The sequence below is a fragment of the Sorangium sp. So ce128 genome, assembly GCF_051525245.1.
Classification (GTDB): Bacteria; Myxococcota_A; Polyangia; order Polyangiales; family Polyangiaceae; genus Sorangium; species Sorangium cellulosum_B.
In genome coordinates this window covers 8,052,896-8,068,148 of record NZ_CP150313.1, presented here as the reverse complement: position 1 = coordinate 8,068,148, position 15,253 = coordinate 8,052,896, and the positions used below count along the sequence as shown (strand labels likewise).

The following is a 15,253-nucleotide window of genomic DNA, read 5'->3' as shown; positions in this document are numbered from 1 at the left end:
CGGTGAGCTGCCGCGGACAGGTGCTTCCCTGACAGCAAGGCTTCCGCAGCGCTGGTGATCCGTTGCTGCCCTCGCAGCACGTCGCGGGGCAGGAGAGGGGCGGCGCTTCGATCTCCGCCGCTGCGCCCGTGGCTCCGGCGCCGGGCACGGCGCTTGCGCTCTGGGAGTGGAGATCGCGCGTGGAGATCGCGCGTGGTGATCGCGTGCGGCGGTCGCGCGGCGACGTGCCCGCGCGCGCACCTGAAGGACCGAGACCGAGGACACCCCATGAGCGACAATCAGCGGAAGATCCGTTTGGGCGCCTTTTTGCCTGGCGCAGGCCACCACGTGGCGGCCTGGCGGCACCCGCAGGCGCAGGCGGACGGAGGCATCAACTTCGCGCATTACAAGCGCATTGCGCAGGCGGCGGAGCGGGCCAAGTTCGACGCCGTGTTCCTGGCGGACGGGCTCGCCTTGCAGAACCGGCCCGGAGCGCAGGGCCGCACCGCTTATGGGGCCAGCTTCGAGCCGGTCACCTTGTTCTCCGCGCTCGCGGTCGTCACCGAGCGCATCGGCTTCATCGCCACCGCGTCCACCACGTACGAGGAGCCTTACCTGCTGGCCCGCAAGTTCGCCTCGCTGGACCATATCAGCCAGGGGCGGGCAGGCTGGAACGTGGTCACCACCGGCGGGGGCGAGGCGGCGGGGAACTTCGGGCTCGACGCCCACCCCGACCACGCGCAGCGCTACGTCCGGGCGCGCGAGTTCGTCGACGTGGTCACCGGCCTCTGGGACAGCTGGGAGGACGACGCCTTCCTCCGCGACAAGGCGTCCGGGGCTTACTACGATCCGGCAAAGCTGCACACGCTCGACCACAAGGGGAAGTTCTTCTCCGTTCGAGGGCCGCTCAACATCCCGCGTCCACCCCAGGGACACCCGGTGATCGTGCAGGCGGGATCCTCGGAGGCGGGCAGGGAGCTCGCGGCCGAGACCGCCGAGGTGATCTTCACCGCGCAGCAGACGCTGGAAGACGCGCAGGCCTTCTACGCCGACGTCAAAGGCCGGATGGCCAAGTACGGGCGGCACCCCGACCAGCTGAAGATCATGCCGGGGGTGTTCCCCGTGGTCGCCAGGACGGAGTCGGAGGCCAGGGCGAAGTACCAGGAGCTGCAGGACCTCATCCTGCCGGAGGTCGGGCTATCGCTGCTCTCGGGCCTGTCGGGCGGGGTCGATCTGTCCGCGTATCCTGTGGACGGGCCGCTCCCCGAGCTGCCCGAGACCAACAACAACAAGAGCCGGCAAGCGCTGATGTTCGACATCGCGCGCAAGCGCAATCTCTCCATCCGGGAGCTCTACCTCTGGGTGGCTGGGGCGCGCGGGCACTGGACGATCGTGGGCTCGGTGGAGCAGATCGCGGATCAGCTGGAGGCGTGGTTCACCCAGGGCGGCGCCGACGGGTTCAACGTGATGCCGCCGTGGCTCCCGGGCGGGCTCGACGACTTCGTCGAGCTGGTGATCCCGGAGCTGCGCCGACGCGGGTTGTTCCGAACGGAGTACGAGGGCCGCACGCTGCGGGAGAACCTCGGGCTGGCGCGGCCGGTGAACCGCCACGCGGCCAGCGCGAAGCCGCGGGCGTCGGCGGCCTGAAGGCGCCGCTCCCGGGCGAGGGGGCGCCTGGCCGCGCGCGACACCGCGCCGGTGCGCCTCACCGCGTCACGCGCTCTCCCTCGGCGGGCACGGCGGCTCGATGTACGGCGCGAGGTAGCGACAGACCGCCTTCTTCGCCTCCTCGACGTAGAGCGCGCCCTGCTGCTCGTCCCGCTGAGCGGCGAGGGCGAGCAGCGTCGAGGCCATGTACAGCGCGCTCTGCGCGACGACGCGCCGCTCGGCAGGCGCGAGCGCGGGCGTCAGCGGCGAGAGGAGCGCCTCGACGCGCGCCGAGAACTCGTCCCCCCACGCCGCGGCCGTCGAGAGCAGCGCGCCGGACAGCTGCACGCCGAACCACAGCTCCCGGTAGCCGGGCTCCGACCTGTAGAACGCCGCGAGCGCGTCGAGCCAGCGCTCGGTGAGCTCCCGCCACGAGCCCGGCGGCGCCTCCGCGAGCGCCGCCTCGGTGCGCGCCCGTAGCCGCTCCAGGTAACGCCCCGTCAGCGCGTGGAGCACGGCTTCCTTGTTCGGGAAGAACTCGTAGACCGAGCCGATGGACGTCCGCGCCCGCGCCGCGATGGCGTTCGTGGTGACCGCGTCGAGCCCGCGCGACGCGAGCAGCGCCGCCGTCGCGTCGAGGATCCGCTCCTTGCGCCGCTGGCTCCTCGCCTGCAGCGGCACCCGGCGGGGCGCGGTCGACGGCGGCTTTTTGCGCTTCGTGGCCATACGCCGAGCGTACTTGACAACCTGAGTAAAAGCTCGACTATATCCGAGTGAAAGCTCAACTTCTGGAGCGCCTCGAACAGATCGGGCAGATCGAGCCGCCTCGCGCGGCGCCGGCCGGCGTTACGCCGGTCGGTGAGACCGCCGGGCGAGCGGGCGCGCCTCGCCTTGGCTGGCCGGGGCTCGCCGCGGTCTCCGCAGCGACGCTCGCCTACGCCGCGTACCCGCTTGCTGCGGCGGATCGCGCCCTCGGCCTCGCCTGCTTCGGCGTCGGGCTCGCCTCCCTGCTCGCCGTGGCGCGCGCGCCGGACTGGGCGGCGCTCCACGCCCCGCTCCTCGCGGTGCTCACGCTCGCGCCCGCGGCGGTGGGGCTCGCCGCGCCGTGGCCGCTCTCCCTGGCCGCGCCGCTCGTCGTGCTCGCGCTGCTCGCGCGCGCCGTGCCGGCGCTGCGGTCGTCGATGCCGCCGCTGCGGCGCGGGGCGTTCGGGCCCGCGGTCCTCGGCTGGATCGCGGCGGTCGCCCTCGTCTCCGCGCTCGCGCTCGTGCTCTGGGTCCAGCTGATGCGGCCCGATCTGTCGCAGATGCGGGCCCTGCTCCCGCCCGTCTCGCTGCCGCTGTTGCTCCTCGGCGGCCTGGGGTTCGCGCTCTTCAACGCGCTCCTCGAGGAGGCGGTCTTCCGCCTGGTGTTCCTCGGATCGCTGGACGCCGTGACGACCTCCGGCTGGACGGCAGTGCTCGTCCAGGCGGTTGCTTTCGGGCTCCTCCACCTGAGCGGCTTCCCGAGCGGGGCCGTCGGCGTCGGCCTGGCGGCGATCTACGCCGTGATGCTCGGCGTGCTCCGGCGCCGCGCGGGCGGCCTCCTCGCGCCGTACGTGGCGCACGTCGCCGCCGATCTCACCATCTTCGCGCTGCTGCTGACCTGGACGCGGTGACCCGCGGCTCCCCCCCGCGCTGGCCTCTCGGCCGGGCCCCTTGATAGGCTCGTCGCGTGGCGCGTGAGGTCATTGATTTCAGCATCGAGCGGAGCCGCCATGGGTCCTTCTTCGGACGACAGGACGTGCTCGACGCGCTCGAACGACTCCTCGCCGAAGAGGCGGGAGCGACCGGCTGGGTGCTCCTCCTCGGCGGTCCTGGGATGGGCAAGAGCGCGATCCTTTCGCGATGGCTCGAGATCGCGGAGCAGCGCGGCCGCCGTGTGCCACACCACTTCCTGCGCCGCGATGTGATGGACTGGGATCGACCCGATGCAATCACGCGCTCCCTGGCGGCGCAGATCGAGGCGCTCTACCCCGAGCAGAAGGACAGCGAGGCGGCACCGGAGAGCCGGCTCGTCGAGCTCCTCGCGCGGGTATCGCAGCGAGAGCTGGTTCCTCGCCGTGAGCAGCTTATCGTCCTCGTGGATGGCCTTGATGAGGTGCGGAGCGACGGCGCCGGGCAGAACCCGCTGCTGAGCTTCTTGCCATACGCGCTGCCGCCACGGGTGCAAATGATCTGCGCGTCAAGGCCGCAGTACCCGCACCTCGCTGCGCTGGAGAGCCGTGGGAGCGTGCGGCGCATCGATCTCGACGCGGCCGCGTGGGCGACCTCGAACGACAAGGCCTGTCGTGCGTTTTGGGCTCACCATGGGCCGCTCTTCGTGCCAGCGCTCTCAGGGCGGCTCATCGAGGAAGCCGTGGGCAAGGGGCATGGGAATCTGCTCTATGCATCGAAGCTTCGGGAGTGGCTCCAGGAACAGCTGCCCGACCGGCGGCGAGCGGAGCGCTTGCCGCACGGGCTCGGCGGCTTCCTCGATCAGGTCTGGCGGCAGCTCCGGATGCTATCAGGCGAGCGCTTCGGGATCGTCTGCGACGGGCTCGGGCTGCTCTGCGCAGCGCGCGAGGCGCTGCCGCTCGAGGAGATCAAGGCGGCGCTCGGGTGGGGCAATCTGCAGACCGGAGACGACTTCCACGAAGCCGCGCGGACGCTGCTCCTCGAGGAGCCCGAGCACTGGCGCGGCGCGCGGGCGTACCGGCCCTATCACGAGGCGTTCCGCGATTTCGTCGTGGAGAAGCTCGGATCGACGCGAATGGGCGAGCTGCACCGGCACCTCTTGCGGACGACGGCCAGGTGGCCCGTGGGCGAGGGGGGTGAGTTCCGGAAGCAGTATGCACCGCGCCATGCGATCGGGCATGCGCTCGTGGCGGGCGAGCGCGAGAAAGCTCGCGCATTGTGCAAAGACGTCGAGCTGCTCGAGGCGCTCTGCAGGGAGAGCGGGCCGTCCGCCCTCGAAGAGGCGCTGCGCAGGGCCGCCAAGGAGCTCGGGGATGACGAGATCGGCTTGATTCATCGCGCAATCAGGGCAGAGTCGCACTGGCTCGGCGAGGCGAGCGAGGCGCTACGGGTGCTTGTCTACAACCGGCTGCGATCAGCTGGCTGGGACGCAGCAAGGATCGAGCCGATGTTCGGGTCCACGAGCCGATTGCCGATGCTGCGGCTCCGGCATCCAGTGCGGATGTGGACCGGCGTGGAGCGCACCCTCTCCGGTCACCTCGGCTCGGTCACGGCTTGCGCGATCAGCCACGACGGTGCGCGGATCGTCTCTGGCTCCAGCGACAGTACACTCAAGGTGTGGGATCTCGCGAACGGCCATCTGCTCTTCACGCTCGAAGGACATTCCGCGAGGATCAACGCCTGCGCGATCAGCCCCGATGGCGAGCGGATCGTCTCTGCTTCCAGCGACGGGACGCTCAAGGTGTGGGACGCCGCGAGCGGCGGTCTGCTCTCCACCCTCGAAGGCCATACCGACGGCATCAACGCCTGCGCGATCAGCCCCGACGGTAAGCGGATCGTTTCCGGGTCCAGCGACAGAACGCTCGTCGTATGGGATGCCGCGAGCTGTACACCTCTCTATGCCCTGGGTGAACAGCGCTCTCCCGGCTGCGAACGGCGGGGTCACGACGATGGAATCACTGCGTGCGCAATCAGTCCTGACGGGGAGCGGGTCGTCTCGACCTCGTACGACAAGACGCTCAGGGTGTGGGACCTTGCGAGCGGTGAGCCGCTCGCCGTCTTTGCGGCGCATCGCGACTGGGGGAGCGCCTGCGCGATCAGCCCCGACGGCGAGCGGGTCGTCTCCGCATCGTACGACAAGACGCTCAAGGTGTGGGACGTCGCGAGCGGCCGGCAGCTCGCCGTCCTCGCGGGGCACGATGATTGGGTCCTCTCATGTGCAATCAGCCCTGACGGCGAGCGGGTCGTCTCCGCATCGCACGACAAGACGCTCAAGGTGTGGGACGTCGCGAGCGGCCAGGTGCTGTCGACGCTCGAAGGCCATTCGGCCGGGGTCTATACCTGTGCGATCAGCCCCGATGGTCAGCGCGTCGGGTCCGGCTCCGCCGACGGAACTCTCAAGGTGTGGGATATCGCGAGCGGCCACCTCCGCTCCTCGCTCGACGGCCACGCTGCCAGGGTGTGGGGCTGTGCGATTAGCCCGGACAACAAGCGGATCGTCTCGGCCTCGTCTGACAAGACGCTCAAGGTGTGGGACGTCGCGAGCGGTCGCTTGCTGTCCATCCTCGGCGATCCTTCGCGAACGGAGACGTCGCAGCGCCACCTCGATCAGGTCACTGGATGCGCGATCAGCCCGGATAGCGAGCGGATCCTCTCCTGCTCGTACGACAGGACGCTCAGGGTATGGGACGTCGCAACCGGTCAGCTGCTCTCCACCATCGAGGCGCACGACGACTGGTGCACGGCATGCGCGATCGCCCCAGATGGTCGGTACGTCCTGTCTGCGTCCGTCGATACGACGCTGAAACTATGGGATTTGGCGAGCGGCAAGTGGTTGTGGACCCTATTGGGGCACGGGGGCTGGGTGAACTCGTGCCTGATCAGCCCCGATGGAGAGCGGATCGTCTCAGCATCCGAGGATCGGACACTTAAGGTCTGGGAGGTGTCGACGGGGCGGCTGGTCTTCACCCTCCGGGGTCATTTCGACTCCGTCAATGCCTGTGCGATCAGCCCCGACGGGGGTCGAGTTGTCTCTGCGTCCGACGATCATACGCTCAAGATCTGGGATCTTGTGGGTGGAAATTTGATCTCGACCTACGTGGGCCACTCTTCCTCGGTCAAGAGCTGCGCGTTCTCCGCGGATGGCCGGTGGATCGCCTCCGGCTCGGCGGACAAGACGCTCAAACTCTGGGATACGTCCACGGCGCGATGCCTGGCCACTGTTCCTGGAATAAGTCCATTCGTCTGCGTGGCCATGTCCCAGGGGCTCCTCTGCGCCGGTGATAAGAACGGCAACCTCTGGTTGTTCGATTGTGCCGCCCCATTTCGTCACCCGGTAACTCCGGCCCCGCGCCGGCCTGCGCGCCTGTTCTTCAGCTATTCTCACAAGGACGAGGCGCTCCGCGATGAGCTGGAGCGCCACCTCGCCCCCCTGAAGCGGGACGGTCTGATCGAGAGCTGGCACGACCGCTGCGTCCTCGGGGGAGACACGCGACAGGACGAGGTCGACAAGCGACTGGAGGAGGCCGATGTGATACTCCTTCTCGTCAGTGCCGACTTCATGCACTCGGATTACTGCTACAATAAGGAGATGAAGCGCGCCCTCGAGCGCCACGAAGCCGGTGAGGTCAGCGTCATCCCCATCGTCCTCCGGCCGTTGGACTGGTCGGGAGGCTTCTTAGCCAAGCTTCAGGCGCTTCCGACGGACGCCAGGGCGGTCACGTGCTGGGAGAATCAAGATGCTGCGTGGGCCGACGTGGCGAAGGGCATTCGAGGAGCGATCGCCGGTCTCGCGCGGCGAGACAGGCCATAGGCACGAGCGGCAGCCCGACAAGGAGCAGCACCCTCGACCATCGGACCTTGTCGATCATGGAAGCTCGGCGCCGCCGTCGATGATCTCGATGCGGTTCCCGAACGGATCTCCGTGTGAAACCGCACCTCGGGCAGCTCGCGAGCGCGGGTCACCAGATTCCCCGCACTCGCGCCCCGGGATGTTCAGCTCAGCCGCAGCCGGTCGCGCCAGCCGGCTCTGCCGACGCCGCGCGCAGGCGCTCCTTGATGTCGTCGGACAGGCACATCCGCGAGACCATGTCCTCGAACGTGTCGCGCCGCCGGATCAGCCGGCTCTTCCCGCCGTCGACGAGCACCTCGGCCGGCCGCAGCCGGCCGTTGTAGTCGTAGCTCATCACGTGGCCATACGCGCCCGCGTCCATCAGGACGACCACGTCCCCCTCGGCGACGTCCGCGGGGAACTCGCGCTCCGCGATCCACATATCCGTGTTCTCACAGACCTGGCCCGTCATCGCCATCGGGGCCGTCTGGCCGCGGCGGCCGTTGATCCGGACCTCGTGGTAAGCGCCGTACATCACCGGGCGCGCCATCGTGTTCATCGAGATGTCCGTGCCGATGATCGTCTTGTATCCCTGCTTGATCGAGATCACCCGCCCGAGCACGTAGCCCGCGTCCCCGACGAAGTAGCGCCCCGGCTCCATGACGAGGCGCGGCTCCTTCAGGCCGTGCTCCGCGCACTTCTTCCGGACCATCGCGGCGATCCCGCGGGCGACGGCCTCCACGTCGAGCGGCGGCTGCTCCCTCCGGTAGGGGATGCCGAGCCCGCCGCCGATGTCCACGAACGCGAGGTCGAAGCCGAGCTTCCGGGCCACCGGGCCGATCAGGTCGAGCAGCTTGCCCGTGACGTGCGCGAAGTTCTCCGGCTTGTTCGCCTGCGAGTGAGGCATCATGTGCACCCCGAGCCGCTCGACCCCGTTCTCGAGCGCGGTGCGATAGGCCTCCTCCACGTGGCGCGGGTGGATCCCGAACTTCGCGGACGGGCCCGCGAACGGCTTCAGATCGGGGGTCGCGATGTCCTCGCCGCTCGGGTTGATCCGGAACGACATACAGCGCGGCTTCCCGAGCGAGAACAGGCGCTTCAGGATGCCGTGATCGTCCACGTTGAAGTTCACCCCGGCGCGCAGCCCCGCGGCCAGGTCCTCGTCCGAGAGGCTGTTGCCCGTGTAGATGATCCGCTCGCCCGACAGCCCGAGCGCCTGCGCCAGGCGGATCTCGTTCGGGCTCGCGGCGTCCACGCCCGAGCCCTCGTCGACCAGGAGCTTCGCTATCTCCAGGTTGTTGCACGCCTTGATGGCATAGAAGACGGACACCTCCGGGTAATTGCCGCGCAGCGCCCGCGTGAGTCGACGGAAGTTCTCCCGGATGCGCTCGGCATCGTAGGCATAGAGCGGTGTTCCGTATTGCTCCGCGAGGTCGCGGACCGAAATGCCCCCGATCTTGATCTCTGCCTCTTGCATACTCCTCGTGGCGTCAACGCTTCAACTTTGAGAGACAACCTGAAGAAACCGTTCGCAATTCCGCGGCACAGCCTACCATGTGCCCCTGGCGGCCGGAAGGGGCGCGCCCTGCCTCGGGTTCCAGGAAGGCCGCCGGTTCCCGCGCCCGCGCCCGCGCGTCCCTGGCGCTCGCCCGGAGCGCCTCGCGCGCGGCTACTTCGCGGGGTCCCGGCTGGTGAACAGGTGCCGCCAGAGCGCGCCGAGCCCGCCCACGAAGAGCGAGCCCTGGCGCTGATCGATGTCCTCGACAGCGGCGGGGTCGAACGGCAGCTGGTCCGGGTCGATCACCTCGAGCAGGGCGCGCTCGTCCGCCGTGGGCGAGGGGTGGAGCCGCAACCGGCACGAGCTCCCAGGCGTGCGCGGCCCGGTCGCCGGGCTCGCCAGCGCGTCGAGGCAGGCGACGAGGTCGTCCACCCGATCGAAGTCGGCGTCCCCCAGGTGCTCGCCGATGAGCGACGCGCGCACCGCGCGGATCGAGCGGCCCAGCGCGTCGTCGGGATCGTCGGTCTCGACCGAGGCGTTGATCTCCGTGTCGATCGAGAGGCTGCGGTTCGTCAGGTTGGCGGAGCCAACGGTGAGGAAGCGGTCGTCGACGATCATCACCTTCGAGTGGATGTACGTGGCGCGCTCGGCGGTCTCGTCCTCGCCGCACGCCGGCAGGGTGTAGTAGACGCCGAGGCGATGGCCTGTCTCGGCCGCCACGTCGCGCAGCCCGCCGAGCACCTTGGCCTGGGAGAGGCCGACGGCGATCTGCTCCTTCATCGTCTCGGCCTCCATGTTGAGCACGAGCACCACGTCGAGGAGCGGCCGGCCCTCCGCGCGCATCCGCCGCGCGAACGCCTCCGCGATGACGTGAGAGCTGAAGTACTGGGTCTCGACGTAGATGAAGCGCTCCGCGGCGTCGATGGCGTCGAGGTAGAGGTCGCGTATCTCCGTGCGGTGCGGGGCGCCGGTGGGCGCGCCGTGCGGATCGGTGCGGCTCAGCGTGACGCGCGCCGCCGCCAGCGGGATGCCGCCCTCGGGCCGGTAGTCGGGGAACGTCGGCTCGACCTCGTCGAGGTCCGGCAGCGTCATGTCCACGCCGCCCGCGCGCCGCCAGCGATCCGTGAAGATCTCGGTCAGCGCCCGCGCGACCGCGCGGCCGCGCAGGTAGGCCTGCACGTCGTGAAACGGCTTGTGCGGCTCTCCTCGGCTGACGCGGAGCGGGTTCTTGTTGGCGTGACTTCGGTCGTCCCAGCGGTGGTCGCAGAGGTCGAGGCCGCCGAGGAACGAGAGCTCGCCGTCCACCACCACGAACTTCTGGTGGTGCGAGGCGCGCTCGACGTGGGTGGCGTCGAAGAGGAAGCGCAGGCGATGGTTCGTCCACTCGAAGACGAGCTGCTGGAGCCACTCGCGCTCGAGCGCGAACACGAGGTGGAAGTCCCACGCGAGGATGAAGATCTGGAGATCGGGGCTCTGCTCGCAGAGGTGGTTCAGGAACTTGAGCAGCGTGATCGGGCTCGACACCTGCTCCTCCCTCCCGCCCCGGAGCAGGGCGACGTCGCTGTCGAACTGCCAGCCGGCGAGGAGCAGGTACCGCCGCGCCCTGGCCGCGACCCGGTAGAACTCGGGGTAATACTCGTCGGCGTCGACCAGCAGGCCGATGTCGTCCACCGGGGTGTCGCACCACGTGTGGCGGCGAGGATCGATGATCTTCCGTGCGCTCCTCATCGCGATCGCGCGCCTACGGCTTCAGGTGCTCCTCGATGAGCCGCTTCAGGCCCGCGACGTCGGGCCGGCTCCCGCTCGCTTCGCCGATGACGGCGAGCCGCTCCGCCTCGTCGCGCGAGAGATCGGGGCATATCCACTCCAGCAACGCTGCCCAGTCCGGCGCGCCGTCGCAGCTATAGCAGTCATCGGGGATCGGCGTATTGTCGGGTAAATTCCGGAAAACCAGGTACGGCATCACATCTACCTTCGTGCCGGGATCGCGGTCGCGTCGTCCTCGCATCGTCACCGCGGCGCGCGCTCGCGCGCGTCCGCCGAGCGCTCGCCACCCCGGCTATGGCGCCGGCGGAGCCAGGGGGCAAGCGTGCTCGGGGCCGCTCCGCCGGCGGGCCGTGCCCGGAGTGGGGTCCGGCGCGTGTTCAGGGGAGGCGCGGGAAGGAGGTCGCGCGGCGCGCGCGATGGCGGTCAGGTCATCGCGCTGGCACGACCCACGCGCCGGTGCCCGGCCGTGTCAGGGGGCGCAGCCGATCCGCTCCGGCGCGACCGCCACATCGTCATACCACATCGTCCGCGCCGGGCCGTGGAAGCCGAGGTAGCCGAAGCTGAACGTCTTGTAGTTGAGCGTCTTCACGCCGGTCTTGTCGATGATCTTGGTGCCGTTGGCGTAGACCTGGACGCCGCCCTTGGCGCCGTCGAAGTAGGCCTCCATGCAGTGCCACTGGTCCTTGGGGAGCTTCACACCGTTGCTCCCGCACCGGGTCTCGCCGCCCGTGGACAGGGTGACCTCGTCGTGCAGGTTCAGCACGAGCTGGCAGTACTGCTCGGCGACCTCCATGTTGTCGCCCAAGTTCGGCTCGCCGTCGCCCGTCATGGCCTGGAAGTAGGCGTTGTGCTCGGACTGGCCGAGATCGACGCTGCTGCGCACGTGGAGCCGGACCCAGAACGTCGAGCCGGGCGACGGGACGGAGAGCATTCTCCAGTCGTAGCCGCTGCCCCCCGGGTTCACGCGCAGCGCGCGCGTGCCGGCGTGGAAGATCGAGGAGTCGATCGCCATGTTCTTCAACGCATCTTGCGCCTGGTACGAGGGGCGGTAGGTCGCGCCCTCGGGCAGCCCGTCGCCCTCGAAGTCGGAGCAGAACGTCGCGCTCGCCGGGCACCCGCCCGTCGGCGTCCCGCTGCCGGTGCTCGACGTGGCGCTCGTCTCGGGCGTCCCGGTGCTCGTGGTGCTGGTGCTGGTGTCGCCGCCGCCGCCGCTGCTGCTGCTGCTGGTGCTGCCGTTGCTGGTGGTGCTGCCGTTGCTGGTGGTGCTGCCGTTGCTGGTGCTGCCGTTGCTGCTGCTCGCGGCGGGATTGCCCGTGCCCGAGCTCACGCTCGAGGCGCCGCCGGTCCCCGCGCCGCTGCCGCCCGCGCCCCCCGTGTCCGAGGAGTCGCCTGCGCCGTCCGAGCAGCCCGCCGCCGCAGCGGACAGGGCCAGACAGGAGATCCCAACCCAGGTGAAGCGTGCGATTTCGCGATGGAAAGTCATGTTGATGCCCGAAGGGTGATAGGCCCGTTCGCCGGAGCTGCGCGCTGCCGCAGCGCGGCACGTCTGCCGGTGATCTTAAGAAACTGCCGCTGCGCCGAGGCGCGATCAGCGCTCGACGCGGCTCACAGCTCTAGCAGAATTCGCCGCAGCTCGGGAGGGGTTCTTCCGGGTCCAGATGGACCGTAAACTTCTCAGCGGGGCGGCGGGCGCGGACGGCGCGGCGCGGACCGCGGGATCCTGGGCGTGACCGAGCTGCTCGGCCGCCAGCACCGCGGCGAGCGTCTCGCCGACGCAGCCCTCGCGCACGGCCCTCGCGGCGACGGCGGCGAGGTCCGCGCTCACCGCCACCGCGCCCGTCACAGCGGGAGACAACGTGGATGCACGGAGCGCACATACTCGTCGGCGTCGCCGGCGATCTGAACGACGGCGCTCCCCATCGGGCATTTGACCCCGAAACCCGTGCTGTGGACGTTGCCGATGCCGGGGCCGACATTGATGTTGCCGTCGCCCGTCTTCCACGCCTCGACCGTCTGGCACAGCAGCTCGACCCGGTAAACGTAAGTGTCGACCCAGATGTTGATCCCGACCAGGACCTGGCTCGCAGGGCAGATCACGCTGCCCGGCCCGCCGCCGTTGCCGCCGGCGGTCACGGTCTGGAAGGCGGTGCCCAGGGTGCCGTCGCTGGCGAGCGGCGCGCAGATCAGGCCGATTTGATCGATCGAGCCGCCGCTCCGGCCGTGGACGCCGACAGCCACGTTGCCGCTCCCACAGGCGATTTCGTAAGAGATGTCGCTGCCCGTGCCGCCAGCGCCGCCGGTGCCGCCAGCGCCGCCCGTGCCGCCAGCGCCGCCCGTGCTGCCAGCGCCGCCGGTGCCGCCAGCGCCGCCGGTGCCGCCAGCGCCGCCGGTGCCGCCAGCGCCGCCCATGCCGCCGCCGTCGCTGCCGGCCGTCCCGCCGCCCGCGCCGCCGCCCGTCGCGCCGGCGGAGCCCGAGAAGTCGAGATCGTCGACCCCGGAGATCGCGTTGCATGCCGCGCTCCAGCACACGAAGGCGAGCGCCGCGGCCATGACCGTCACGAGAGGCTTCGTCGTCCGGACTGCTGCGTGTTCTCTCATCAGAAGCTCCCGTGGCGGATGAGCTGGCCGGGCCCGAAGCTCGTCTGGAGGGCCGACGAGGCCGGGGGGCCGAGGCGCGCGGCGGGATCAACCAGGGGGGGTTGGGTTGGCGGCATGAGGTCTCCCCTTCGGGATCGAGGTCTCGGTGCGGGCGATGGTCTGCTTTGCCGAGGCCTGGCTGACCCGGAGGGGGCGGTCGCCGTGCCGGGCGGTCAGCGGCGAGGGCAGCCAGGACGTCCGGCGTGACCATACCTGCGAGAATGGCCGGAAGGAACCTGAACGTCGCCCCGAAGGCCTTTGCGAAAGCGTTGCCGGCGGGCGGCCGGCCCTTGCCGGGGAGGCAAGGGCCGGGGCGTGCGCGGGCGACGCCCCTCTCGCCGCGGATGCATGGCGGCGCCATGGCGGATCTGCGACGGCGCGGGGAGCGCCGGGACGTGTCTGTCAGATGGGTGGGGAGTCGTGCCTGGGACTGAAGAAGCCCGGGCGCGTGGCGCGCGGGATGGCCATCCCGCGCGCGTTCATCATGCGATGCTCAAGGCCGAGCGCTCACTTCATCGACACGTTCACGCTGGCGCTCCCGCTGCTCTGATAGCCCTCCACGACCATCGAGACCTCGTACAGGCTCCCCAGCTTCATCCCCAGGCGATCCCACGCGTTGAAGTGGTTGGCGACGGAGATGGTTCCGCTCGTGCGCTTCTGCTGCCGGACGCTCCAGAACTGATAGAAGGTCTTGGTGCCTTCGATGGACGGCTGGTTGACTCGCTCGGTCCGATAGATGTCATAGGTGCCTCCGTCGCTGGTGACGGTGCCCATGAATCCCTGGCCGCCCGGCGGACGCCAGGTGCCCCAGCTGTCGATGATGTAATACTCGATGAGCGGGCCCTTCGTCCACCCGTAGACGCCCAGGTACGAGTTGCCGTTCGGCCGGTAGTCGGCCGAGTAGGTCACGATCTGGTTCTTCGACCCGGGCCTCAGGCCTTTACGGCCCAGCAGGTTGTTGATGTTGCTCCACTCGACGTTGTAGCCAGTCGCCGTGTTGGTCTGGCATCCGCTCCCGTTGTCCTTCCAGTACTCGAAGGTGTAGCCGCAGTGGGTGCCCGTCTGATTGGCGCAGACCTGCTGGTTGGGTGACGTGCACGTGCTGCCGCCGCCGGAGCCGCCCGACCCGCCGGAGCCGCCCGACCCGCCGGAGCCGCCGGAGCCGCCGGCACCTCCCCCGCCCGAGCTGCTGCTCGACGCGCTCGAGCTGCTGCTCGACGAGCTCGAGCTGCTGGACGAGCTCGAGCTGCTGCTCGACGACGAGGCCGAGCTCGAGCCGGTGATCGTGCCGCCGGAGCCGGTGACCGAGGCGATCGTGGGCCGCCCGCTGCCGTTCGCGCAGAAGCCCCACTGCGTCGAGGTGCCAATGCCGACCGCGCCGTTGTGGTCCACGTTCGTGGCGCTGAACTGGCCGTTCGACTCCGTGAACTTCACGTTCCAGGGGTTGGGCTTCGTCGAGCCGTTGAGCGCGACGACGACGTTCCAGCCCGTGGTCGCCGGGCTGCGGGAGTTGTTCTTCACCGTCACGTTCGCGCAGTAGCCGCTTCCCCAGTCCGAGGTGACGGCGACGCTCGCCGACATCGAGCGGTCCGCGCTGTCCAGCGCGCCCTCCTGAGCCTCGATGTCCTCGTCGACGATGTTCTCGACGCTGCACGCCAGAAGGCCGCACGCGATCGAAGCGGATAGGTAGCCAAGTAAGGGAACGATGCGCATTTAAGATTCTCCATGATCGGATCGGCGGAGTCGCGGGCCTCTGCTCGAGATGGATCTATGAACCACCGAGACAGACGCGAGCCCTCCGATCCATTGGTTAAAGTTCAAAATTTCCGGCCAACGTGCTCGTGATCCGGAGATCACGGACGCGCCCGCGGGCCTGCGCCGACCACATGCCTGGCAATCACGATGTTTGTCGGACAGATGCTCACATGCGAACACCCCGTGTGACGGGGCCGGGCATCAACTCGGAAAAAGCAAGAACAACTCGAACGCGTAGCCGCAAGAAGCAAGTAGCCCCGGCAGGTTCACCCGGAGTCCTCCCCTGTACGATCCTGCAACCGACTGCGGCCCCCGGCCGAGAGCGGTCCGGATCGTCAAGAAGGATTAGAATATTCACACAAACAGGAGGGCAAAGTCAAGACTCTTTTCTAAGTCGCGTTCGCTTTTCCACGGCCCGGCCAGCTGCT

10 protein-coding genes are annotated in these 15,253 nt (G+C 69.3%); 3 read left to right on the top strand and 7 right to left on the bottom strand.

The window, feature by feature from the left end:
• Window positions 1–267 precede the first annotated feature (267 nt).
• Window positions 268–1,626 carry an LLM class flavin-dependent oxidoreductase gene (locus tag WME82_RS30460; protein WP_437740026.1) on the top strand — a complete coding sequence of 453 codons (1,359 nt, stop codon included), beginning with the start codon at window positions 268–270 and terminating at the stop codon, window positions 1,624–1,626.
• 66 nt (window positions 1,627–1,692) lie between these two features.
• Here WME82_RS30460 and WME82_RS30455 read toward each other — a convergent pair whose 3' ends face one another.
• Window positions 1,693–2,352: a TetR/AcrR family transcriptional regulator gene (locus WME82_RS30455; protein ID WP_438038183.1), complete on the bottom strand. Its 660-nt coding sequence runs from the start codon at window positions 2,350–2,352 to the stop codon at window positions 1,693–1,695.
• 47 nt (window positions 2,353–2,399) lie between these two features.
• Between WME82_RS30455 and WME82_RS30450 the strand changes: the two genes are divergently transcribed.
• Window positions 2,400–3,281 (top strand): CPBP family intramembrane glutamic endopeptidase, encoded by an 882-nt coding sequence (locus tag WME82_RS30450; protein WP_438038182.1) that lies wholly within the window; start codon window positions 2,400–2,402, stop codon window positions 3,279–3,281.
• 56 nt (window positions 3,282–3,337) lie between these two features.
• The gene (locus WME82_RS30445; protein WP_438038181.1) at window positions 3,338–7,150 is read left to right on the top strand and encodes a TIR domain-containing protein; all 3,813 of its coding nucleotides are present in this window, start codon (window positions 3,338–3,340) and stop codon (window positions 7,148–7,150) included.
• A gap of 187 nt (window positions 7,151–7,337) precedes the next feature.
• On the opposite strand, the gene lysA is transcribed toward WME82_RS30445, so the two are convergent.
• The 6 genes from lysA to WME82_RS30415 form a co-directional block, all read right to left on the bottom strand.
• Complete coding sequence (lysA, locus tag WME82_RS30440; protein ID WP_438038180.1) at window positions 7,338–8,645, bottom strand: diaminopimelate decarboxylase; 1,308 nt, start codon at window positions 8,643–8,645, stop codon at window positions 7,338–7,340.
• Window positions 8,646–8,837: 192 nt separating this feature from the next.
• Window positions 8,838–10,394, bottom strand: a complete 1,557-nt coding sequence (locus WME82_RS30435) for a phospholipase D-like domain-containing protein (RefSeq protein WP_438038179.1) — start codon at window positions 10,392–10,394, stop codon at window positions 8,838–8,840.
• Window positions 10,395–10,407: 13 nt separating this feature from the next.
• Window positions 10,408–10,629, bottom strand: coding sequence for a hypothetical protein (locus WME82_RS30430; protein WP_438038178.1), 222 nt, complete (start codon window positions 10,627–10,629; stop codon window positions 10,408–10,410).
• Between the two features lie 273 nt (window positions 10,630–10,902).
• The gene (locus tag WME82_RS30425; protein ID WP_438038177.1) at window positions 10,903–11,916 is read right to left on the bottom strand and encodes a hypothetical protein; all 1,014 of its coding nucleotides are present in this window, start codon (window positions 11,914–11,916) and stop codon (window positions 10,903–10,905) included.
• A 356-nt stretch (window positions 11,917–12,272) separates the two neighbouring features.
• Complete coding sequence (locus tag WME82_RS30420; RefSeq protein WP_438038176.1) at window positions 12,273–12,992, bottom strand: hypothetical protein; 720 nt, start codon at window positions 12,990–12,992, stop codon at window positions 12,273–12,275.
• Between the two features lie 585 nt (window positions 12,993–13,577).
• Entirely contained in the window at window positions 13,578–14,783 is a 1,206-nt protein-coding gene (locus tag WME82_RS30415) for a glycoside hydrolase family 11 protein (protein ID WP_438038175.1), read from the bottom strand.
• Window positions 14,784–15,253 lie beyond the last annotated feature (470 nt).